Origin of the sequence: Achromobacter sp. MFA1 R4 (genome assembly GCF_900156745.1) — a bacterium.
In the GTDB taxonomy this organism is placed as follows: domain Bacteria; phylum Pseudomonadota; class Gammaproteobacteria; order Burkholderiales; family Burkholderiaceae_B; genus Achromobacter.
The window spans coordinates 1407976-1428870 of the sequence record NZ_LT707065.1 but is presented as its reverse complement, the minus strand read 5'-3'; the positions used below and the strand labels follow the sequence as shown (position 1 = coordinate 1428870).

The 20895-nt window shown below is 66.9% G+C and carries 21 protein-coding genes; 12 read left to right on the top strand and 9 right to left on the bottom strand.

Features of this window, described 5'->3' with window-relative positions; all coding sequences use genetic code 11:
- Window positions 1–30: 30 nt before the first annotated feature.
- Entirely contained in the window at window positions 31–1272 is a 1242-nt protein-coding gene (locus tag BXA00_RS06450) for an MFS transporter (RefSeq protein ID WP_076517226.1), read from the top strand.
- A gap of 9 nt (window positions 1273–1281) precedes the next feature.
- Here the strand turns inward: BXA00_RS06450 and BXA00_RS06445 are convergent, their stop codons facing one another.
- Window positions 1282–1662 (bottom strand): cupin domain-containing protein, encoded by a 381-nt coding sequence (locus BXA00_RS06445; RefSeq protein WP_076517224.1) that lies wholly within the window; start codon window positions 1660–1662, stop codon window positions 1282–1284.
- A gap of 99 nt (window positions 1663–1761) precedes the next feature.
- Between BXA00_RS06445 and BXA00_RS06440 the strand changes: the two genes are divergently transcribed.
- The 4 genes from BXA00_RS06440 to BXA00_RS06425 all read left to right on the top strand — a co-directional run bounded on the left by BXA00_RS06440 (window position 1762) and on the right by BXA00_RS06425 (window position 4724).
- Window positions 1762–1995, top strand: a complete 234-nt coding sequence (locus BXA00_RS06440) for an Arm DNA-binding domain-containing protein (protein WP_076517222.1) — start codon at window positions 1762–1764, stop codon at window positions 1993–1995.
- Window positions 1992–2549 carry an ureidoglycolate lyase gene (locus tag BXA00_RS06435; RefSeq protein ID WP_076517220.1) on the top strand — a complete coding sequence of 186 codons (558 nt, stop codon included), beginning with the start codon at window positions 1992–1994 and terminating at the stop codon, window positions 2547–2549. Before BXA00_RS06440 ends, BXA00_RS06435 begins: the two co-directional genes overlap by 4 nt.
- 214 nt (window positions 2550–2763) lie before the next feature.
- Window positions 2764–3783 (top strand): DUF1254 domain-containing protein, encoded by a 1020-nt coding sequence (locus BXA00_RS06430; protein WP_231952221.1) that lies wholly within the window; start codon window positions 2764–2766, stop codon window positions 3781–3783.
- An 11-nt stretch (window positions 3784–3794) separates the two neighbouring features.
- Window positions 3795–4724, top strand: coding sequence for a LysR family transcriptional regulator (locus BXA00_RS06425; protein ID WP_076517215.1), 930 nt, complete (start codon window positions 3795–3797; stop codon window positions 4722–4724).
- 45 nt (window positions 4725–4769) lie between these two features.
- Here the strand turns inward: BXA00_RS06425 and BXA00_RS06420 are convergent, their stop codons facing one another.
- From BXA00_RS06420 to BXA00_RS06410, 3 genes are read right to left on the bottom strand one after another with little or no spacing between them, the layout of a single operon-like run.
- A complete protein-coding gene (locus tag BXA00_RS06420) occupies window positions 4770–5585 on the bottom strand; it encodes an SDR family oxidoreductase (RefSeq protein WP_172805857.1) in 816 nt (271 codons plus the stop codon).
- Between the two features lie 18 nt (window positions 5586–5603).
- A complete protein-coding gene (locus BXA00_RS06415; RefSeq protein ID WP_076517212.1) occupies window positions 5604–6803 on the bottom strand; it encodes an ABC transporter substrate-binding protein in 1200 nt (399 codons plus the stop codon).
- A 27-nt stretch (window positions 6804–6830) separates the two neighbouring features.
- A complete protein-coding gene (locus BXA00_RS06410; protein ID WP_076517210.1) occupies window positions 6831–7763 on the bottom strand; it encodes a 3-keto-5-aminohexanoate cleavage protein in 933 nt (310 codons plus the stop codon).
- Between BXA00_RS06410 and BXA00_RS28790 the strand changes: the two genes are divergently transcribed.
- From BXA00_RS28790 to BXA00_RS06390, 5 genes are all read left to right on the top strand, one after another.
- Window positions 7738–8127 (top strand): hypothetical protein, encoded by a 390-nt coding sequence (locus tag BXA00_RS28790; protein WP_156902762.1) that lies wholly within the window; start codon window positions 7738–7740, stop codon window positions 8125–8127. The genes BXA00_RS06410 and BXA00_RS28790 overlap by 26 nt on opposite strands.
- A complete protein-coding gene (locus BXA00_RS06405; protein WP_076517208.1) occupies window positions 8124–9623 on the top strand; it encodes an FGGY-family carbohydrate kinase in 1500 nt (499 codons plus the stop codon). Before BXA00_RS28790 ends, BXA00_RS06405 begins: the two co-directional genes overlap by 4 nt.
- A gap of 159 nt (window positions 9624–9782) precedes the next feature.
- Window positions 9783–10724 carry an ABC transporter permease gene (locus BXA00_RS06400; protein ID WP_076517206.1) on the top strand — a complete coding sequence of 314 codons (942 nt, stop codon included), beginning with the start codon at window positions 9783–9785 and terminating at the stop codon, window positions 10722–10724.
- A gap of 17 nt (window positions 10725–10741) precedes the next feature.
- Entirely contained in the window at window positions 10742–11701 is a 960-nt protein-coding gene (locus tag BXA00_RS06395; RefSeq protein ID WP_076517204.1) for a substrate-binding domain-containing protein, read from the top strand.
- A gap of 21 nt (window positions 11702–11722) precedes the next feature.
- Complete coding sequence (locus BXA00_RS06390; protein WP_076517202.1) at window positions 11723–12463, top strand: ATP-binding cassette domain-containing protein; 741 nt, start codon at window positions 11723–11725, stop codon at window positions 12461–12463.
- Window positions 12464–12557: 94 nt separating this feature from the next.
- On the opposite strand, the gene BXA00_RS06385 is transcribed toward BXA00_RS06390, so the two are convergent.
- The 3 genes from BXA00_RS06385 to BXA00_RS06375 all read right to left on the bottom strand — a co-directional run bounded on the left by BXA00_RS06385 (window position 12558) and on the right by BXA00_RS06375 (window position 16293).
- Window positions 12558–12839: a peptidylprolyl isomerase gene (locus tag BXA00_RS06385; RefSeq protein ID WP_059373949.1), complete on the bottom strand. Its 282-nt coding sequence runs from the start codon at window positions 12837–12839 to the stop codon at window positions 12558–12560.
- 177 nt (window positions 12840–13016) lie between these two features.
- Complete coding sequence (locus BXA00_RS06380) at window positions 13017–15158, bottom strand: ATP-dependent helicase (RefSeq protein ID WP_076517200.1); 2142 nt, start codon at window positions 15156–15158, stop codon at window positions 13017–13019.
- Window positions 15159–15276: 118 nt separating this feature from the next.
- Window positions 15277–16293 (bottom strand): amino acid ABC transporter substrate-binding protein, encoded by a 1017-nt coding sequence (locus BXA00_RS06375; protein ID WP_076517198.1) that lies wholly within the window; start codon window positions 16291–16293, stop codon window positions 15277–15279.
- A gap of 201 nt (window positions 16294–16494) precedes the next feature.
- Between BXA00_RS06375 and BXA00_RS06370 the strand changes: the two genes are divergently transcribed.
- Complete coding sequence (locus tag BXA00_RS06370; RefSeq protein WP_076517196.1) at window positions 16495–17619, top strand: FUSC family protein; 1125 nt, start codon at window positions 16495–16497, stop codon at window positions 17617–17619.
- A gap of 54 nt (window positions 17620–17673) precedes the next feature.
- On the opposite strand, the gene BXA00_RS06365 is transcribed toward BXA00_RS06370, so the two are convergent.
- The gene (locus BXA00_RS06365; RefSeq protein WP_076517194.1) at window positions 17674–18660 is read right to left on the bottom strand and encodes a LysR family transcriptional regulator; all 987 of its coding nucleotides are present in this window, start codon (window positions 18658–18660) and stop codon (window positions 17674–17676) included.
- 181 nt (window positions 18661–18841) lie between these two features.
- On the opposite strand from BXA00_RS06365, the gene BXA00_RS06360 reads away from it, so the two are divergent.
- A complete protein-coding gene (locus BXA00_RS06360) occupies window positions 18842–19822 on the top strand; it encodes a D-2-hydroxyacid dehydrogenase (RefSeq protein WP_076521823.1) in 981 nt (326 codons plus the stop codon).
- Window positions 19823–19827: 5 nt separating this feature from the next.
- On the opposite strand, the gene BXA00_RS06355 is transcribed toward BXA00_RS06360, so the two are convergent.
- Window positions 19828–20769 (bottom strand): LysR substrate-binding domain-containing protein, encoded by a 942-nt coding sequence (locus BXA00_RS06355; RefSeq protein WP_076517192.1) that lies wholly within the window; start codon window positions 20767–20769, stop codon window positions 19828–19830.
- Window positions 20770–20895: the final 126 nt, after the last annotated feature.

Here is a 20895-nt window from a genome sequence, read left to right as displayed (position 1 = left end):
CGGGGCGACGTTCCCTGCGAGAGGTCCACCATGTCCATCCCTCAAAAATCTTCCCTGGATGCATCGCAGCTCTGGCTGCTGGTGCTGGCCGGCGGCGTCATCATGGGCCTGGCTCTGGGCGTGCGGCACGTCCAGGGCCTGTTCCTCTTGCCCGTCACCATGGACCGGGGCTGGAGCCGCGAGACCTTTGCCATCGCGCTGGCCGTGCAGAACCTGACCTGGGGTGTCGCGCAGCCTTTCACCGGCATGATCGCGGACCGCTTTGGATCGGCCAAGGTGATCGCCGGCGGCCTGGTGTTCTATGCGGCAGGCCTGGCGGGCATGGCTTACGCCACCACGCCCGCGGGCTTCATGTGGACCGCCGGCGTCTGTGTCGGCATTGCGCTGTCCGGCACCGCGTTTGCCGCCATCTACGGCGCGCTCAGCCGGCTGGTGCCGCCGGAGCGGCGCGGCTGGGCGCTGGGTGTGGCCGGAGCGGTGGGCGGACTGGGCCAATTCACGATGGTGCCAGCCGCGCAGTGGCTGATAGGCGGTTGGGGCTGGGTCGCGGCGCTGCTGGGATTCGCCGTTGCGCTGCTGATCCTGCTGCCCCTGGCGTTTCCGCTGCGCGAGCCGGCCGGCCGGCTGCGCGACGCAAGCGCGCCCGACGCAAACCTGTCCCTGACCGACGCCATGCGCGAGGCGTTCACGCGGCCCGGCTTCTGGCTGCTGAACCTGGGCTTTCTCGCCTGCGGCTTCCAGCTTGCCTTCATCGGCACGCACCTGCCCGCCTATCTGATGGACAAGGGCCTGCGCGCGTCGGACGCCGTGGCCGCGCTCGCCATCATCGCCCTGACCAACGTCATGGGCACCTATGTCTGCGGCATCCTGGGGGCGCACCATCGGCGCAAATACCTGCTGGCCGGCCTTTACCTCGTGCGCACCGCGGCTATCGCGCTATTCGTGCTGCTGCCGCTGTCGACCTGGTCGGTGTATGTGTTCGCGGCGGTCATGGGCTTTGTGTGGCTGGGCACGGTGCCGCTCACCAATGGCCTGATCTCGCAGGTGTTCGGCGTGCGCTACATCACGACGCTGTTCGGCTTCGTGTTCTTCGGCCATCAGCTGGGTTCGTTCATGGGCGTGTGGCTGGGCGGCGTCGTGTTCGAGGCCACCGGGTCCTATGACCTGATCTGGCTGGGCGCGATGGCGCTGGGCGTGCTGTCGGCCGCGTTGCACTGGCCCATCGACGACCGCGAGATCCAGCGCGTGCGCCCCGCCGGCGCGGCGGGGTAGCGCGCGGCGCTAGGCGGGCCGGTGCTGCGTGCCCGCGCCCATGGTGATGTGCAGCATGCGGCAGGGCTCGATGACCTTGACGGTGTGCCATGCGCCCTTGGGGATGACGTAGGCGTCCCCGGCCAGCATCTTCACGCGCTGGATGCCGGTGGGCCACTCCAGGTGCAGCTCCGCGGCGCCGGCCATGAGCCGCACGATTTCGTCGGCGCCCGGATGCATCTCCCACTGCGGCCAGTCCGACGTGAATTCGTATTCGGACACCAGCCAGCCGCGCCCGTACTTCTCCAGGTCTTCGCCGGACTGCGACCAGAATGCGTCGCCGCCCGTCACGACGGCGGCGGCGCCGCTGGCGTCCAGATACACGTAGTGCGACGTCAGGTCAGTAGCCATTTGCGCGTCCTCGGAAAGGGGATTCGGGCAGTGTATGCCAGCGCCGCCGTCATATCGATGCGTTTATCATGTGGGCCATCGGCAACAGGGGAGCACGCGATGAGCAGGGGATTCGAAGGGGTGCGCCCCGCGTCCGAGTCGTCCATCGAGATCGGTTTCTTCTTTGACGGCCGGCATTGTGTCGAGCGTATCCGGGTCAAGCCCACCGCCGCCAACCTCAAGCGCGCCGCGGACCGTCGCGCCGCCATCCTGGAGGCCATCGCGCGGGGCGACTTCGACTACGACGCCGAATTTCCCAAACGCGGCGGCAAGCCATCACAGGATTCTGCATGACGAGCAACACGCAGATTGAAATCAACGACCTCACGCCGGAGGCGTTCAGCGCCTTTGGCTGGATGCTGGGCAAGCCCATGCCGGACGGCAACGGCGTGCCGCTGTACACAAACCCCGCCACCGACTTCTGGCATGAGCACCTGTTCAACACCGGGGCGGGTGGCGACGCCGAGGTGCTGTGGGTCAACTACCGCAGCCAGTCCACGGAGATCGCCAGCCTGGAAAAGCACCTGCTGACGCAGCAGGCCATCGTCCCGCTGACGGGCAGCATCATCCAGGTGGTGGCGCGCAGCGCCGCCGACGGCAGCCCCGACCTGTCCACCCTGGCCGCCTTTCGGGTGGCGCAAGGGCAGGGGGTGTGCATGCGGCCGGGCTGCTGGCATGCCACCCGCGTGACGGACGCCGAGGTCACCTGCCTGATGCTGACCCGCCGCTCCACCACGATCGACCTGATCCAGCACCTGACCACCGACGCCAGCGCCACGGAAAGCGCCATCGTGGCCATCCCCGCGCATCGGCTCGACGTGCCGCAGGATCTGCCCCAGAGCGTCTGAGCCCCTGCATGAGGGGGAAATATGCCAGAATCCCCCGGATTCGAGCCGGGCGCACCCCCCGTCGTCATCCGGGCGCCTGAGCCATCCCGCCATGCCGGAGCCCTGAATGCGCCACCGCCAGAGTAGCAACGGATTTTGCCGCGCCGCCTGCCGCCTCGTTACAGGGCGGGTCACAGGACGACTCACAGCCCGGCTCGCAAGCCTGGCCGCAACCGTGGCATTGGCGGCTTTCCTGCCAGGATGCAGCGTCACATCGCCTGATGCCGCGGGCGCGCAATCGGTCGGCATCGAGGGCATCACCGGGCAACAGGCGCGCAGCATTGCCCGCGAGGCCTATCTTTACGGCGCGCCCATGGTCGCCAGCTACCAGGCCATGTACGCCTACAGCCTCGACAAGACCGGCGCGCACTACAAGGGCCCGCCCAATACGATCAACCCAGTCGGCACCGCCGCCGCAGCCGCGGCGAACCTGGATCCGGGGTACCTGTACTCGTATGCCGCCCTGGACCTGCGTGCCGAGCCCGTGGTCATCACCGTGCCGCGCATCGGAAAGCGGCGCGAGGCCTCATTGCAGTTGATGGACCTGTACACGTACCGCCTCGCCCGATTTGGCTCGTCCGGCATCGGCGGCGGCACGTTCCTCATCGCCGGCCCCTCCTGGAAGGGCAAGACACCCGCCGGCATCACCAAGGTGTTCCGGTCCGAGACCGAACTTGCCACGCTGGTGGGCCGCACGCAGCGCTTCAGCCCCGCGGACCAGGAGAACGCGCGGCGCATCCAGATGCGCTACAAGGTCCAGCCCCTGTCGGCATTCCAGAAGCGGGCCGCGCCCGCGCCGGCGCCGGTGGATTGGGCGGCGCCGGTCCCGCGCGCCCAGATGTACGCCTCGCTCGCGTTCTATGACGAACTGGCGTTCCTGCTGCAATTCGCGCCTGCCCATGCGTCCGACAAGGGGGTGCGCGAGCGCATGGCCAGCCTCGGCATGCGTCCCGGCGAACCCTTCGAGACCGCCACCCTCAACCCCGCGCTGCGTCGCGCCCTGCAAGAGGGCATGCACGACGCGCAAAACGACATCGACAAGAACCGCGCGGCGAAAGGCACGGATACCGACGGGCTCTTTGGCGGCCGCGACGCGCTCAAGAATGACTACCTGTCGCGCGCCACCGGCGCGCAGATGGGGCTGTTCGCATTCGGCGGCAGCAGCGCGCCGCCCGCGCCGGCCAGGAAGAAGTAGGCACGCGCGGCATGAAGCGCAACTTCAACATCCACGACCTGCGTATCTTCTACGCCGTCGTCATGACCGGTTCTACGCGGCAGGCGGCGCATGCCATGCATCTGACCCAGCCCGCGATCAGCCATGCGATCTCGCGGCTGGAAAGCGCCACGGGCGTGCAGTTGTTCGACCGCTCCCACAAGACCCTGCGGCCCACCGAGGCCGGCCAATACCTGTACAGCGAGGCCAAGTTCGTGCTGGACGAGCTGGTGCGCATCGACGAAGCCCTGCACAGCATCGAACAGTTCGGCGGGCGCGGCCTGCGCATCGCGTCGTCGCCCGCGCTGGCGCTGGGCTACGCACCCGACGCCGTGCGCCGCTACCTGGACGCCAACGGCACGCGGCCGTTTTCCATCGATGTCGAGTCGTCCATGCAGGTGATCAGCGCGGTGGAAACCATGCGCGCGGATTTCGGACTGGGCGCGGTGGGGCGCGACAGCACGCGGCTGAGCTTCACCCCTTTCCTGCGGGCGGACGTCATGGCGATCGCGCATCGCGAGCATCCGCTTGCCGGACACGATACGGTTGCCGTGGCGGACATCCCGCCCGACACCTACGTCAAGCCGCTGTGGTCCGACTACGTCGTGGCGCAGGGCGACATCGCGGACTCGCTGCTGCTGCGCTCGGGCATGCAGGCCCATATGTCGCTGGTGCCGGGCACGGTGCGCGCGGTCAAGGGCATCAGCCTGGTCAATGCGCTGTCGGCGTCGGACATCGTGGCGTCCTTCCCCGACCTGGTCGCGCTGCCGCTGGCGTCGCGGCAGTGGTTCGACTTCCTGCTCATCACCCGCACGGAATCGCGCAACCAGGACCTGACGGCACGGCTGCTGGACGCCCTGCGCGCCACCGCCCAGGCGCGCCGCCAGGGCGTCTACGCGCAAACCATCGAACTGCTGGCGTAGACGCCGGGTCTGCAAGCGCTGTCACAAGCGCTGTCACAAGCGCTGTCATTGCGCCGGCGGCTGCCAGGGCAGGGACTGCAGGTCGCCATCGATGCTGATGGCCTGCCCGCTGACCATCGCCCCGAAAGGGCTGGCCAGGAACAGCGCCATGTTCGCGATGTCCGCCGCGCGCACGAACTGCCGCAGGCTGACGCCGGACAGTTCCAGCCGGGTCTGCTCCTCGACCGACAGTCCCATGTTCTTGGCCCGCGCCGCAATCACCCGTTCGATGCGCGGTCCGGCCACCAGCCCGGGCAGCAGCGCATTGACCCGGATGCCCAGCGGCCCCAGTTCGACCGCAAGCGAACGAGTCAGTCCGACCACGCCCCATTTGGTGGCGGCATACGGCGTGCGCATGGGCAGCCCCATCCGGCCGGCCACCGAACTGATGTTGATGATGCTGCCCCCGCCCGCCTGGCGCAGCGCGGGCAGCGCGTGGCGCACGGTGTGAAATTGCGAGGCCAGGTTGATGTCCAGCGTCGCCGCCAGCTCCTCTTCCGTGATGTCGGCGATGCCCGCTGTCGGACCCGCGATGCCGGCGTTGTTCACCAGCACGTCCAGGCCGCCCAGGTGCGACAGCGCGGTCTGCATGTAGCGGTCGATCTCGTCGCGGCTGCCCACGTCCGCGCGCGCCCACGCATGACGGCAGCCGGCCAGGGCCTGGTCGTCCACGTCGCACACGTGCACGCGCGCGCCGCGTTCGGCAAAGGCGTCAGCCAGCGCCGCGCCGATGCCGGCCGCGCCCGCGGTGACGATGACCCGCTTGCCGGACAGGTCCACGGGCAGGGCGCCAGGGTTCATGAGGGTTTCCGTTTTTTTCATGGCGTCATTGCTTCAGCGTCATTGCTTCATCAGGCGGCAGGTCGATTCCGCGGGCGACGTATACACCTGGTCGCCCGGCACGCGCGCCACCAGCTTGTAGTAGTCCCACGGCGCCTTCGATTCGGCGGGCGCCTTGACCTGCATCAGGAACATGTCGTGCACCATCAGGCCGTCGGCGCGGATCTTGCCGTCCTTGACGAAGAAGTCGTTGACCGGGTTTGCCTTCAGCCACTTCATGATGGTCTCGCCGTCGGTGCTCTGGGTGGCCGCCACCGCCTTCAGGTAGGTGGTGGCGGCGGAATAATCGCCCGCCTGCAGCATGGACGGCTTCTTCTTCATCACGGATTCAAAGCGCGACGCCCACTTGCGCGAGGCGTCGTCCTGGTCCCAGTACCATGCCGTGGTCAGGTACATGTTCTGCGCCGCCTGCAGCCCCAGCGCGTGCACGTCCGTGATCAGCACCAGCAAACCCGCGATCTTCATCCTGGGCGTGAGGCCGAATTCGTTGGCGGCCTTCACGGCGTTGCTGGTGTCGCTGGCCGAGTTGGCCAGGCCCAGCACTTGCGCGCCCGACGCCTGCGCCTGCAGGATGAACGACGAGAAATCCGCCGTGTTCAGCGGATGCCGCACCCTGCCCTTGGCGGTGCCGCCGTCTTCCTGCACCACCTTGGAGGCGTCGCGTTCCAGCGCGTGGCCGAAGGCGTGGTCCACCGTCAGGAAGAACCAGTCCTTGTTGCCTTCCTTCATCATGGCGCGCGCCGTGCCGCGCGCCAGCGACACCGTGTCATACACGTAATGCACCGTGTAGGGCGTGCATTGCGAATTCGTCAACTCGGAGGCGCCCGCGCTCACCACGAAGAACGGCGTCTTCTTTTCCTCGGCCACCTTGGCCATCGCCAGCGCCGCCGCGGAATTCGCGCCGGCGATCAGCATGTTCACGCCGCGCTGGTCCAGCCATTCCCGCGCCCGCGACGACGCGATGTCGGCGCGATTCTGATGGTCCGCCACCAGTACCTCCACCTTCTTGCCCGCCACCGTGCCGCCCAGGTCCGCAATCGCCATCTTGATGGCCTCGGCGCCGCCGGGTCCGTCGGCGTCCGCCGACAGGCCGGACATGTCCGTGATGAAGCCGATGCGGATCACGCCCTCGTCGGCCTGCGCCGCGCCCGCCATTCCAAACAGTGCGGCCAAGGCCGCCGCGCACAATGTCTTTTTCATGGTTGTCTCCCCACTGGGTTGGATCTTTCAGAACGCGACGTTGCCACGTCCTTTCAGCTGCAGCGTCTCGCGCGCATCGTCGGGCGTGGCGATCTGCAGGGAAAGGTCCTCCAGGATCCGCCGGATGCGGCGCACCTGGTCCGCGTTCGACCTGGCCAATTCGCCCGGCCCGTCCCACAACGAATCTTCCAGGCCCACGCGCACGTTCCCGCCCATCGTCGCCGCCATCGTGGCCAGCGGCGTCTGCTTGCGGCCGGCGGCCAGCACGGACCAGATGTAGTCGTCGCCGAACAGCCGGTCGGCCGTGCGCTGCATCATCATTACGTCTTCCGGATGCGTGCCGATCCCGCCGCGGATGCCGAACACCGACTGGATCAGGAAGGGCGGCTTGAGCAGCTTGCGGTCCACGAAGTGCGCCGCCGTGTACAGGTGCCCGATGTCATAGCACTCGATCTCGAACCGCGTGCCGTTGTCGCCGCAGGACGACAGGATGTGCTCGATATCCTTGAACGTGTTCCGGAAGATCAGGTCGTTGCTGCCTTCCAGGTAAGGCTTTTCCCAGGCATGCTTGAACTCCTTGAAGCGCTCCAGCAGTTCATACATGCCAAAGTTCATCGACCCCATGTTCAGCGATGCGACCTCCGGCTTGAACCGCAGCGCCGGCGCCATGCGTTCGGCGATCGGCAGCACGGGGGAGCCGCCCGTCGTGATGTTGACCACCACATCGGACTCCTGCCGGATGCGCGGCAGGAACTGCGCATACAGCGCCGGATCCTGCGTCGGCTGGCCGGTATCCGGCTTGCGCGCGTGCAGATGGACGATGGCCGCGCCCGCCTGGGCGGCGTCCAGCGCAGACTGCGCGATGTCGGCGGGGGTAACGGGCAGGTAAGGCGACATTGACGGCGTATGGACCGAGCCGGTGATGGCGCAGGTAATGATGACCTTTCTGGACTTTTTCATGGGCCTCTGGGGTACGCGTTGGAATCGCGTTGGATTCGCGTTGGATATTTATGGCCCCGGCTGTCTCCTCCGGGTGTGGGCCATTCTGTCGCACGCTTCCGGTGCCTGTCACCTGAACAGAAATTATCAATTGATAGGGAATCCGGTGCTGCGGTGCAGCGTTGAAAAGGGCGCGCCGGCCCGACGAAAGCACGCCGCCGGGCAGGCGCTGAAATACAATATCGGCATGCCGAAATACCTGTTTCGGCCTCAAACAGGCTTACGCCAGAAGCTGCGCTCCATGTCCAACATCCTGCCTTCCCGCCCCGCGCGGCGCATGTCGTCGGCGCGTGTCCGGATCCGTCATCCGGAGGTTCGGCCATGAGCTGTGTGCTTGCGCTCGACCTCGGCGGCACGCGCTTTCGCGCCGCGCTGGTGAACGGCGCGGGGCATGTTGCCCATGCCTGCCACATCGACAGCCCCGCCGGCGCCAGCGCGCGTCCCGGCTGGGACGATATCGACGCCGATGCCTGGTGGCGCGGCCTGCAGATGCTGGCCGACACCCTGGCCGCACAGGCAGGCCCGGCTTTCGACGCCGTGCAGGCCGTGGCGGTCTGCGGCGTCACGCGCACGCAGATCTTCGTGGACGATCAGGGCGAGCCCATCCGTCCCGCCATCACCTGGCGCGACGCGCGGGCGGCGCAAGACGTCTCGCAGTGGCTCGCATCCATGCCGACGTCCCACCCCGAGTCCAGACAGATCAACGCCTTTCACCCCTGGGCCCGGGTGGCATGGCTGCTGCATGCGGAACCCGCCCACGCGGCCCGCGTGAAGGCGGTGCTGGAACCCAAGGACTACCTGAACTTCCGGCTGACCGGCCGCATGGCCAGCGACACGGTGTCCATGGCCCGCCTGCACGCGGCGGCCCAGCCCCACGCATCCGGCCCCGATCTGCTGACCGCGGTGGGCGCCAGCCCGGCATGGGTGCCCGAGCTGCTGGATCCCCTGCAAATTGTCGGGCCGGTCCAGGCCGGCCTGCCCGGCGCCCTGGCCCGGCTGGCCGGACGTCCGGTGGTCGCCTGCTCCAACGACACCTGGGCCGCCGTCGCCGGCCTGGGCGCGCTGCGTCCGGGCTACGCCTACAACATCTCCGGCACCACGGAAGTGTTTGGCGCCGTGGGCGCCGAGCCCGTGCAGGCGCAGGGCCTCATGACCGTGGACTGGGGCGGGGGCCATCACCAGATCGGCGGCCCGGGCCAGAACGGCGCGGACACCGTCGCGTGGCTGCTGCCCTTGCTGGGCCGCCTGGGCGAAGACGGCATGGCGGGGGTGGGCGAGGCGATGAACGAACTCCTGGACGCGCCGCGCGACCGTCAGCCGGCGCTCTTCCTGCCCTATCTGCAAGGCGAGCGCGTGCCGTACTGGGATCCGCACCTGCGCGGCGCCTTTCTGGGCCTGAACCGCCGCCATGGCCCGGGAGACCTCGCCTGGGCGGTGCTGGAAGGGGTGGCCTTCCTGAACCGCATCGTGCTCGAGCGCGCCGAGGCCGCCCTGGGCGCGCCCGTTTCCGAAATCCGCTTTGGCGGCGGCGCGGCGTCCAGCGCGCAGTGGTGCCAGGTGAAAGCCGACATCTGCGAACGGCCCGTCGTCGTCGGCCACGCCGACCAGCCCGGCATCCTGGGCGCCGCCGTCGCCGCCTGGACCGCGCTGGGCCAGCACGGCAGCTTTGCGGACGGACAGGACGCGCTGGCGCGCCCCGCGCAGCGTTACGAACCCCAGCCCGAGCGCGCCCACGCCTACCGCCGCATGTACGCCCAGTTTCGCGCCGCCGAGGCCGCGCTGGCGCCGGTGTCGCATGTGCTGGCAGGTATCCGGGTCTGATGCGGCAGGGCGAGAAAACCCTGTCGCGGCGCCTCCACACGGCGGCCCTGCGGCACCGCTTCGGGGTATACACTGCTACGCCATCAAGGCGTGGTCGCGCGGCAGGCGGTGGATCACCCTGGCACACACAAGAACTCGAACGCAGCAAGGGTTGATTCGATGCGCGGCATCCTGGAAAAGTACGGCACGGCAATCGCGGGACTCCTCCTCCTGGCCTTCTTCGCCATCGGCGCCCCGAACTTCGCGGCCCCGACCAACCTCTTGAACATCGCCAAGGAAACCAGCTTCCTGGCCATCATCGCCATCGGCTTCACGCTGGCGCTGGTCACCGCCGAACTCGACCTGTCCGTCGCCGACGTCGCCAGCCTCGCGGCCGTCGTGACCGGCGCCCTGGTGCACACCGGCCAGCCCATTGCCATGGCCATCGCCGCGGGCCTGGGCGTGGGGCTGCTGTGCGGCCTGGTGAACGGCGTGGCCGTCACCCGCCTGCGCGTGCCCTCGCTGATCGCCACGCTGGGCATGGCCGCCATGGCGCGGGGCTTTGCCTTCATGCTGACCGACGGCGTGTCCTATGTGGGCCGCTGGCCCGCCAGCTTCACCGACCTTGCGCGCGCCAAGCCCTTCGGCATTCCCGCGCTGGTGCTCTGGATGCTGGCCGCCGTGCTCCTGGCCTGGTTCCTGATCAAATGGACCCGCACCGGCGCCCGCATGACCGCCACCGGCGAGGCCGGAGAGTCCGCGCGCCTGGCCGGCATCAACATCCGCGCCATGAAGAGCATCGGCCTGGCCCTGTCCGGCCTGTGCGCGGGCCTGGCCGCGATCCTGCTGACCTCCAGCCTGTCGTCCGCCGCGCCCAACATGGCCGGGGACTACTTCCTGTACGCCATCGCCGCCGTCCTGCTGGGCATGACCATGTTCAATCCCGGCCATGCCAACATCCCCGGCACCCTCGTCGCCGCGCTGATCCTCAAGGTGCTGGGCAACGGCCTGGTCCTGATGGGCGCGCCTTACTACGTACAGGACATCGTGCTGGGCTTCATCATGATCGCGTCCGTCGCGGTGTCATCGGCCGTGCTAAAGAAAGCGGCCTTCAAATTCTGACCGGAAGGGGAAAACACATGAACAAGCTCGTCAAGCGTTCGCTGCTGGCCAGCGCATTCGCCATCCAGGCGCTGGCCGCCAGCGCGGCCCACGCCTTCGACGTCGGCATCGTCGCATTCCAGATGTCGTCCGAAACCCACGCCCGCGTCGCCAACGCCGCGGCCGAGGCCGCCCGCGCCAAGGGCTGGACCGTCACCCAGCTCAACGCCGAAGGCTCGCTGCCCAAGCTGGCCGAACAGCTCGACACGCTGGTCAACAAAAAGGTCGACGCCATCGTCGTGGCCATGGGCAAGCCGGTGGAAACCGACGCCCAGCTCCAGACCGCCAAGGAAAAAGGCATCCCCGTCGTCGGCGTCATGTCCGGCGCCAGCCCGCACATGCTGTTCGACGTGGAAGTCAACGAATACGCCACCGGCGCGCAGTCCGTGCTGTACCTGCTGGGCAAGATGGGCTACCAGGGCAACATCCTGTCCGCGCGCTTTGACGGCAACTCCGGCACCCGCATCCGCGGCAAGATGCTCGACGCCGTCCTGACCGAGAACACCGCCGTCAAGGACCTCGCCAAGTTCAGCATGGCCCGCACCCAAAGCTGGCGCGACGACGTGCGCAACGGCATGCAGGCCCTGTTCCTGCGCCATCAGGGCCAGTTCAAGGGCGTCTGGGCATCGTTTGACGGCCAGGCCTACGTCATCGACGACCTGCTGCAGGCCCAGGGCATGAAGAAGGGCGACATCACCCTGGTGTCGGTCGACGGCGGCCCCGAAACCTATCGCCGCATCGCCGACCCCAACAGCCTCATCACCGCCACCATGATGATTCCGTTCGAACAACTGGGCGTCAGCGCCGTCGACGCCATCGACCGCATCGTCGTCAAGAAGGAACCCAAGGACAAGGTCGTCGCCGGCCCGTACCTGTTCATGGACTCGGTGCTGGTCGACCAGACCAACGTCCAGAAATTCCTGCAACCCGCCAAGTAAGTAAGAGTGAGTCCTGCCGCCATGACCGCCGCATTGTCGCTACGCCAGATCCGCAAGTCCTATGGCGCCGTCGAGGCCCTCAAGGGCGTCGACCTGGACGTGCCCGAAGGCAAGGTCATGGCCATCTGCGGCGACAACGGCGCTGGCAAATCCACGCTCATCCGCATCATCTCGGGCGCGCAGGAACCGAGCGGCGGCGACCTGACCCTGAACGGCAAACCCGTCGTGTTCGCGTCGCCGCACGATGCCCTGGTGCAGGGCATCGCCACCATCTACCAGGACCTCGCCCTGGCCCCGCGCCTGTCCATCTGGGAAAACGTCTTCATGGGCGCCGAGCTGACGCGCCGCGTGGGCTTTCTCAGCGTCCTGGACAAGCGCCGCATGGCGCAGGACGCGCGCGGCTACCTGCAGCGCCTGTCCGTGCCCATCGAAGACATGGACCGCCCGGTCGAACGCATGTCCGGCGGCCAGCGCCAGGCCGTGGCCATCGCCCGCGCCCTGCGCTGGGACGCCCGCGTCGTCATCATGGACGAACCCACCGCGGCATTGGGCGTCAAGGAAACGGCCCTGGTGCTGAACCTGGTGCGCAAGCTGCGCGAAGAAGGGCGCACCGTCATCCTGATCAGCCACAACATGGCTGATGTGGTCGCGCTGGCGGACCGCGTTGCGATATTGAAGAGCGGCACGAAAGTCATCGAGCGCGACGTGGCGGGATTGGATGCGGATGCGCTGGCGCACATGGTGATGACCGGGAAGGAGTGACCGGGCAATCGCCAGGTGAGAGGGCGGAAGTCCAAATAAGAAGGCCGCAGCCGGGTAACCCCGGCGGCGGCCTTCTCGCAAACCGCAGCGGAACTTAGTCCTTGCGGCTGGTCACTTCAACCAGGTGATAGCCGAACTGGGTCTTCACCGGGCCCTGCACCACGCCGACCGGGGCGCTGAACACCACGGTGTCGAATTCCTTGACCATCTGGCCCGGGCCGAACGTGCCCAGGTTGCCACCGTCGCGGCTCGACGGGCAGCTGGAGTTTTCCTTCGCGAGCTGGGCGAAGTCGCCGCCGTTCTCGATGGCGGTCTTGAGTTCGTTGGCCTTCGCTTCGGTGGAAACGAGGATGTGACGGGCGGAAGCTTGTGCCATGTGGGGGCTCCTTGCGGACTGATTTGGGGGAGGGGAGAGTAACGCATTTGGGCGTACTCACACCCTTGCCATCATAAACGGGCCATGCTGCCGGCATGTAACCAAGTCAGACCACGGGGCCGCCTCTGCACTGATGCGCTGCTGCGTCCCCGCATGCCGCGGTGATTCCGGCTAACCCTAGGCCCGGTCCGCGAACCACTCCCTGAACGGTTCAGGATCCAGATTCGCGGGCACATACCAGACCTTTCGCGTCCGGTCCCATTGAGCCCCCAGCGCCTTCACCACGTCCCGGTTTGCGTAGGCCACCTTCAGGTCGCGGTGGCCCACGGCCTTCTCGGGGGCGGCCTGATTGCGGCGCAGCGTGTTGTCGGCCCGCGCCTGGATGCTGCCCAACTGCAGTTGCGCCAGAAAGGGGCTGCGCCGCTCGGGCGCTTCGGGGGCAATCAAGGTCAGGCGCGATTTCGTGCGGGTCGCTGCCACGTAGAACAGGTTTCTTTCTTCTTCGCGTTCCCGAAGCGGATGGGGAAACTCCCCGGCTTGCATGAACGGCAGGATGACGTGATCGAATTCCTTGCCTTTGGCGTTGGCGATGCAGTCGATCAACACCGTGTTCTTGCCGGGGCGCGCGCCGGCAAAGGCTTCGGCGGCGCCGATCCATTCGGAGAACTGGCGCAGGGCTTTTCCGGAATCCCCGGCGGTCGTGATGAAGCCCTGCACGGACCTGGTGACGACCGACGCGTCGTAGGGGTTGATGTACAGCCGCCGGGCCAGGTTTTCCATGTCCATGATGCGGCAGACTGCTTCCAGCGCGCCCTGCGCCGGCGCGTCGGCGGACAGGCCGCGCAGATGCGACACGGCGTCGGCAATGCGCGTGCGCGCGGCAACGCTGCCCACGCGCTGGATCTGCCCGTCGAAAAAATGCTTCAGCGCCGACGGCTCCTTCGACAGCGTGGCCTGGGCTTCGCGCAGTTCCTGCGGCGTCAGCGGCACCTGTGCAAAGGTCGCCAGCGCCCCGACAATCGCCTCGCGCGTGGCGGGGGCGGCGACGTGGTGGAAATCGTCCAGCGCGATGGCGATCATGCCCCGCAGAAACAGGATCTCTTCGCGCAGCAGGTAGCTGTGCATCGTGAGCGTGCGGTACTGCACGCCCGCGTTCATCAGCGCGTTCTCGATTTCGATGGACTGATGCGCGTCGCGCAGCAGGATGGCGCAGCCGTCCAGCGGCTTCTTGTCCTGCTTCCATTGCAGCACCGCCTGCACGACCTCGGCGCCGCATGCGCCCGGGGCCGCTGCGTAGGTCGGTTCGCGGATTTCCGTGCGCAGGGGCAGATTGGAGTCCACGGGTTTGTGCTTGAACGCTTCCATGGCGTACGCCAGGTGCGGACCGTGGCGGTACGTCATCGTCAGCGGCAGTTTGACGCAATCCGGAAAGCTCGACGCAATGCGGTGCTGCAGGAACGATTCGTCCGCGCCCAGGTGCGAATAGATGACCTGGTCCTTGTCCCCGACCCCGACAAAGTAGCTGGTGCCCAGGCTCAACAGCGCCTCAAGAACAACGAACGACGCTTCGTTGACGTCATGCATTTCATCGCACACCACCAGCCTGGCAGGCGGCAGCTCGTGGCGCGCATCCGGGTCGGCGCGGAGCCTGCGGGCCAGGTCATGGGTGGCATCGAAGAAGCCGCGGGCGGCAACCTGGCCGAACACGTCGACGCGCAGCCTTTCGTATTCGATGGCCCACAGGTAGTCGGTCAGGGGAACGCCCGCGCTGGCCGCCGCGTATTCCGGATCGTCGGCGCCATCGGCGGACACCGCCATGGTGGCTTTCAGCCGCAGCAGGTTGTCCAGGAACTGGCTAACGGCCGTGTTGTGGGTCCGGATGTCGAGCGCTTCCGCGTATTGCGGGTTGTTGAGCGCCACGTTTTCCAGCGCCGCCAGCGCAAGTTCCTGCTGCTCGCGCCGTGAATGCAGGATCTCCGGCGTGCCGTCCTCGAGGGTCGCCAGGACGCGCTGCGCGTAGCCTTCCAGCGTCTGGACCTTGACGCGCCGGGCGGTGTTGTAGGCGATCCCCACTTCCTGCAGGCGGGTCTGCAGCACCTGCCTGGCTTCGTCGGTGAACGTCAGCGCCAGGATCTCTTCGGGCGGCAGTCCCCGGGTCAGCGCCTCGCCGATACGCAGGGCCAAAGTGGTGGTTTTTGCCGCGCCCGCATTGGCGATGACCAGGGTGGTCCGGTTCCGCGAGGTCTGGATCTTGCGTTGTTCTTCGGTGGGGACGAATCCCGCCGGAATGAACTGGGGCGAAGCGGAAGGTGTGGTCATGGGCAGGCAACAGGTGGACAGCGAAGGCCGCTGGGTCCAGCGGCGGCTTCAGTGTAAGCGGACGGCCCCTGACCAGGCGGGCAGGGGCCGGAATCCGCGGGCGCGCCCGCCCGGGGCGTTACCGTACCGGCCAGCCGTACATCAGACCGCCGTTGCGGTAGGACGCGTTCAATCCGCGTTCCAGCTTGAGCGGGCTGTTCGGGCCAAGGTTCTTCTCGAAGCTCTCGCCGTAGTTACCGATGTGCTTGATGATGTTGTAGGCCCACTTGTCATCCACGCCCAGGTTCTTGCCCATGCCGGGCGTCACGCCCAGGAGGCGCTGGACGTTGGGGTTGGTGCTTTTCAGCATCTCGTCCACGTTCTTGGACGTGACGCCGTATTCCTCGGCCTCCATCATGGCGAACATGGTCCAGCGGACCAGGTTGAACCATTGCTCGTCGCCCTGGCGCACCATGGGGCCCAGCGGCTCCTTGGAGAAGTTCTCGGGCAGGATGTCGTATTTTTCGGGGTTTTCCAGGTTGCTGCGCGCGGCGGCGAGCTGCGACTTGTCGCCGGTGAAGGCATCGCAACGGCCCACGGCGAAGGCGCGGATGATTTCGTCCAGGCGCTCGACCACGACCGGCTTGAAGGTGACGTTCTGCGAGCGGAACCAGTCGGCCAGGTTCAGCTCGGTGGTGGTGCCCGGCTGCACGCAGACGGTGGCGCCTTCCAGTTCCTTGGCGCTCTTCACGCCCAGGGACTTGTTCACCATGATGCCCTGGCTGTCGTAGTAGTTCACGCCGACGCCGATCAGGCCCAGCGTGGTGTCGCGCGTCAGCGTCAGCGTGGTGTTGCGGGTCAGCACGTCGACTTCGCCGGATTGCAGGGCGGTAAAGCGCTGGACGGCGCTGATCGCCTGGATCTTGGATTTGGAGGCGTCACCGAACATGGCGATGGCCAGCGCGCGGCACAGATCCACGTCCAGGCCGATCCAGCCGCCCTTGCTGTCGTTCACGGAAAAGCCCGCCACGCCGGTCGATACGCCGCAGTGCACGAAGCCTTTGCTCTTGACCGCGTCGAAGGTCGCGCCGGCGTGGGCGGTCCAGGACGAGATGAACAAGGCGGTTCCTGCCGCAGCCAGTTTGAGTGCTTTCATGGTGTCTCCGCGCGGAATTGCGCATGTTATGGATCAGCCGAAGGCTGAAGTGCGGCGAATGGTAGCCAGCGGGTCTGGGGGGGAGAATCAGGGAATTCCCGTTAAATCCGGGGGGCGGAATTTGGACGGCTCGCCCGGCCGCGCCGGTTTGCCGTCTTGCGACCGATCGCCCATACTGGGCGCTTCCCCATCCAAGCTCCTATGAAACGACGTGACCCACCCGCAGGACGGGACGACAAGCCAAGGCGCCCCTACGCCTTCGTCAAGAACCAGTTGCTCGGCACGTGGTCCGAGCTGACTCGGGTCAACGCCAGCGACCGTCCCTGGGAAATGCCCCTGGCCGCGGCGCTCTCGTCCGGCCTGCCGCTGATGGTGGGTGCGTATTTCGGGCGCATGGACTACGGGCTGATGTCCAGCCTGGGCGGCATGGTGTTTCTAAGCCTGCCCAACGCCTCGCTCCAGATCCGCATGATGATGTTGCTGGCCGCGTCCTTCGGCATGGTGGCCTGCTACGCGCTGGGCGCGCTGACCCAGTTCTGGCCCACCGCCACGATCGCGGCGCTGACCCTGATCGCGATGGTCGTGAACATGGTGTGCCGCTGCTATCGTCTGGGACCGCCCGGCAGCCTGTTCTTCATCATGGCCACGGCAATTGCCGCCTATACGCCCGGCACCGTCGAAGACGTGCCGATGCGGGTGGGCATGGTGGCGCTGGGGTGCCTGGTCGCCTGCCTGGTGGCCTTTGCGTATTCGCTGCACATGACGCGCGTCGCCCCGCCGCCCGCGCCCATCGAATTGCCCAAGCCCACCTTCGACTTCGTGGTCTATGACTCCGTGATCATCGGCCTGTTCGTGGGGATTTCGCTGCTGGTGGCCGAATTGCTGCAGTTGCAGCGGCCGTACTGGGTGCCGGTGAGCTGCCTGGCGATCATCCAGGGCGCCAGCCTGCGCGCGGCCTGGAGCCGCCAGTTGCACCGCATCCTGGGCACGGCGGTGGGCCTGTGCGTGGCCTGGGCGCTGCTCAGCCTGCCGCTGAATGTCTGGACGCTGAGCCTGATCATGATGGCGCTGTCGTTCGGCATCGAAACCCTGGTCGTGCGCCACTACGCCAGCGCGGTGGTGCTGATCACCCCGCTGACGATCTTCCTGGCCGAAGCGCCGCACCTGGGGCAGGGCTATCCCATCGACGTCATCGAGGCGCGTTTCGTGGACACCGTGATCGGCGCCTTCATCGGCGTATTGGGCGCCGTGCTGCTGCACAACCAGCGCATCCGCCCGCTGCTGTCGCGCTGGATGCGAGCCGTGCTGCCCCGGCGCGTGAACTGAAAGGCGGCGCCGGGCGCGGGCGTCATGCGCGCGTCGCGGCGATACGCCGGCCGGCTAGGCATCCCGCCGCGCCTTCCCGTCCCTGCGGCCCAGCACCTTCACCCCCGCCGGCACGGGTTTGTCGCGGATGACGTCCCGCATGTATTGCAGGAACAGCTCGGAGCCTGCCGACAGCGACCGCAGGCGCCGCGTGATGAGGCAGACCTCTCGCGCCAGCCGCGGCGAACCCAGCTCGCGGAACACGAACGGACCCGGCGCTGCGCCAGGCGCCAGCGGCGGCACGATGGAACTGGCCGCCAGCGCCGGCAGGATCGAATAGCGACCGCCGCCGCGCAGGACGGCATGCAATGACGACGTCCGGGATACCTCGTCGTGCTGTTGCTCGAAAAATCCCGCCTTGCCGGCATGCTCACGCAGGTGGGCGCCGATGCCGGTGTCCTCGGTAAAGCCCACGTACTCGGCCGGGTCCAGGTCGCTCCATTTCAGCGGGCGCGCGCCGCGCGCGTAGGCATGCATGGCATCGCAGATCACGCCATAGCGGTCCGCGAAGAGCGGCGTGTAGACCAGTTCGTCGTACCCGTGATGCGGCGTAGAAATCGCAAAGTCGATGTCGCCGTTGACGATCATCTTCTCGACGAGAGCCGAGCCCGCATCATGCAGCGAGAAAGTGATGCGGGGATAGGACTGCCGGAACGCGGCGATGGCGTCGCCCAGGAAGTAATTGGTGACCGAGGCCACCACCGCGATCCTGACATGCCCTTGCCGGCCTTGAGACAGCGATTCAAGGTCGCTCAGCGCGCCATCGAACTGGCTGAGGATGCGTTCGGCCTCTGCCTTGAAGCGGGCGGCCTCCGGGGTCATCGCCACGCGCCGCGTATTGCGGTCAAAGAGCTTGACGCCCACGGCGTCCTCGAACTGCCGGATCGTGGCGGTGAGCGATGACTGGGTCAAGAACAGCTGCGAGGCGGCCAGGGTGAACGAGCCCGTGTTGGCCACCGCCACGAAACAGCGGAAGTGGCGCAGGGTGATGTTGCGCTTCATCGTCACGCTCCAGAATGGCCTTGCGTTGATTTATTGGCGAAAACGAATAATAGGCAAAAACTAATAATTTGTAGCGCACACACCGCGCTTCTAGAATTTCGTTCGGACCGGCGGGTCGGGGCGGGGGGGCATGCCGGCGATCCGCGCCCGCACCCATCGCGTTCCCAAGGAGCAAACCGAAATGAGCCGTGCAGGTCTGGTGCCGCTGCGCATCCTGATGTCCGAACAAGCGCTGGGCCGGATAGGCCACGCCATCGCCCACGCGCTGGGACGGCGAGCCTTCGAACCCGTCGTCGCGGCGCAGACGCGCGGCCATGAGCCCCGTGATGTGGACGTCGCGTTCATCTCACGCGACGTGACGGGGCTGTCGACCAAGCATCGCGTGCTCGAACCGCTGGAGGCCTTCTACGGGTCGTTGCGCCAGTCCCCGCGGCTGGCGTGGGTGCATGTCCATTCGGCGGGCGCCGACCGGCCCATCTTTGGCGAGCTCAAGGAACGGGGCGTGCGCGTGACCACCTCGTCGGGCGCCAATGCGCGGGTCGTGGCGCAGACCGCGCTGGCCGGCATCCTGGCGCTGGCGCGCGAGTTTCCGACCCTGTTCGAGGCGCAGCGCGCGCGGACCTGGACGCCCTTGATCGGCAGCCTGATGCCGCGCGACCTGGCGGGGCAGACCGCCGTGATCGTGGGCTGGGGACCGATAGGCCGCGAGCTGGCGACCTATCTCCAGATGCTGGGCCTGACGGTCATTGCCGTGCGCAGCACCGCAGAGCCCGCGGCGGACGGCGTGGAAACCCACGCCTTCGAAGACCTGGCCCAGATCGCCGGCCGCGCGGACTGGCTGGTGCTGGCCTGCCCGCTCAGCGACCGCACGCGCGGCCTGCTGAATGCCCATGTGCTGTCGCGCATGGCGCCGCATGCCAGGCTGGTCAATGTGGCGCGCGGCGAGGTTGTCGACGAGCCCGATCTGATCGACGCCTTGCGCGCCAAGACCCTGGCCGGCGCCTACCTGGACGTCTTCGCGCACGAACCGCTGGATGACGCGTCGCCGCTGTGGGACCTGCCGAACGTCATCGTCACCCCGCATTCCGCCGGCCATTCGGACGGCAACGAAGCGCGCGTGGATCGCATCTTTCTGGATTACCTGCGCGAGTGGCGGCTGTAACCGCGCTAGTTGTGAGGGCCGGACGTGGCGCAATACGGGCAATCGGTGGCGCACGCCTTGACTGACGTCGTGGCGCTGGCTTCCGGGCCATGAAAGCACTCGTGCGCCAGCCATTGGCTCAGGCGCTCGTAGCTTTCCATGTTGCTGCGCCAGTTCGGGGCGCACAGATAATAGCCAAGCGGGCTTTCAAAGGTGCGATCGAATATGTCCACCAGTTGTCCGGTGGCCAGTTCCTTTTCGATCAGGCAGTGCGGCATCAGCGCCACGCCAAAGCCGGACGATGCCGCCTGGATAATCATCGAAAACAGATTGAAGCCGGGGCCGAAGCGCGCCCGGTCATAATCGCCCAGGTACGTCGAAAACCAGTATTCCCATGACAGCGGAATTTCGATGTGCTGCAGCAGCGTGCATTGCTTGATGTCTTCGAGGCTGCCGATGGGATGCTGTTCCAGATATTCCCTAGAGCAGACCAGGCGCGTTTCCCGCCCCGTCAGGTACTTGGCGTCGCCGTCATGCCAGTCGCCGTATCCGTACTGGATCGACGCATCGAAATCGAGTTCGGTGCTTTTGTAATCGGCGACGCTATACCGCACGAAGTTGATCGAGATATCCGGGTTGACCTCGCGGAAGGTCTTCAGGCGCGGAAACAGCCACTGCGCGGCGAAGGTGGGCGCCGCCGATACGTTCAGGGATTTTGCCGACTGCTGCGTCGCCATGACCTGCGACGTGGCGCTTTCCAGCGTATGCAGGGCCGGGCGGATCAGGCTGAGGTATGTGGCGCCCATGCGCGTCAATTGCAGCCCGTTGGTGCCCCGGATGAACAGCGCATGCCCCAGATAGCTTTCCAGCGTGGCGATGTGCCGGCTGATGGCGCTTTGCGTGACGAACAGCTCTTTCCCGGCCTTCGAGAACGACAGATGCCGCGCCGCCGCGGAGAACGCATTCAACTCGGAAAGGGTGGGGCAGCGGCGTCTCATGAGAGATATCAGGCGGAGGTATCAGGCGGAGGTATCAGGAGGGGGTATGAGTAATGCTCATAAGGCTGTTCGAATTTGTGTCGAACGCATAGGGGG

Excerpts from the sequence above, each read along its gene's own strand:
- BXA00_RS06375 (WP_076517198.1), bottom strand. The coding sequence starts at position 16,293 with ATGAAAGCACTCAAACTGGCTGCGGCAGGAACCGCCTTGTTCATCTCG.
- BXA00_RS06435 (WP_076517220.1), top strand. The coding sequence starts at position 1,992 with ATGACGAGCAACACGCAGATTGAAATCAACGACCTCACGCCGGAGGCG.
- BXA00_RS06360 (WP_076521823.1), top strand. The coding sequence starts at position 18,842 with ATGAGCCGTGCAGGTCTGGTGCCGCTGCGCATCCTGATGTCCGAACAA.
- BXA00_RS06425 (WP_076517215.1), top strand. The coding sequence starts at position 3,795 with ATGAAGCGCAACTTCAACATCCACGACCTGCGTATCTTCTACGCCGTC.
- BXA00_RS06380 (WP_076517200.1), bottom strand. The coding sequence starts at position 15,158 with ATGACCACACCTTCCGCTTCGCCCCAGTTCATTCCGGCGGGATTCGTC.
- BXA00_RS06450 (WP_076517226.1), top strand. The coding sequence starts at position 31 with ATGTCCATCCCTCAAAAATCTTCCCTGGATGCATCGCAGCTCTGGCTG.
- BXA00_RS06400 (WP_076517206.1), top strand. The coding sequence starts at position 9,783 with ATGCGCGGCATCCTGGAAAAGTACGGCACGGCAATCGCGGGACTCCTC.
- BXA00_RS06385 (WP_059373949.1), bottom strand. The coding sequence starts at position 12,839 with ATGGCACAAGCTTCCGCCCGTCACATCCTCGTTTCCACCGAAGCGAAG.
- BXA00_RS28790 (WP_156902762.1), top strand. The coding sequence starts at position 7,738 with ATGATGACCTTTCTGGACTTTTTCATGGGCCTCTGGGGTACGCGTTGG.
- BXA00_RS06440 (WP_076517222.1), top strand. The coding sequence starts at position 1,762 with ATGAGCAGGGGATTCGAAGGGGTGCGCCCCGCGTCCGAGTCGTCCATC.
- BXA00_RS06405 (WP_076517208.1), top strand. The coding sequence starts at position 8,124 with ATGAGCTGTGTGCTTGCGCTCGACCTCGGCGGCACGCGCTTTCGCGCC.
- BXA00_RS06395 (WP_076517204.1), top strand. The coding sequence starts at position 10,742 with ATGAACAAGCTCGTCAAGCGTTCGCTGCTGGCCAGCGCATTCGCCATC.
- BXA00_RS06410 (WP_076517210.1), bottom strand. The coding sequence starts at position 7,763 with ATGAAAAAGTCCAGAAAGGTCATCATTACCTGCGCCATCACCGGCTCG.
- BXA00_RS06420 (WP_172805857.1), bottom strand. The coding sequence starts at position 5,585 with ATGAAAAAAACGGAAACCCTCATGAACCCTGGCGCCCTGCCCGTGGAC.
- BXA00_RS06415 (WP_076517212.1), bottom strand. The coding sequence starts at position 6,803 with ATGAAAAAGACATTGTGCGCGGCGGCCTTGGCCGCACTGTTTGGAATG.
- BXA00_RS06390 (WP_076517202.1), top strand. The coding sequence starts at position 11,723 with ATGACCGCCGCATTGTCGCTACGCCAGATCCGCAAGTCCTATGGCGCC.
- BXA00_RS06365 (WP_076517194.1), bottom strand. The coding sequence starts at position 18,660 with ATGAAGCGCAACATCACCCTGCGCCACTTCCGCTGTTTCGTGGCGGTG.
- BXA00_RS06445 (WP_076517224.1), bottom strand. The coding sequence starts at position 1,662 with ATGGCTACTGACCTGACGTCGCACTACGTGTATCTGGACGCCAGCGGC.
- BXA00_RS06370 (WP_076517196.1), top strand. The coding sequence starts at position 16,495 with ATGAAACGACGTGACCCACCCGCAGGACGGGACGACAAGCCAAGGCGC.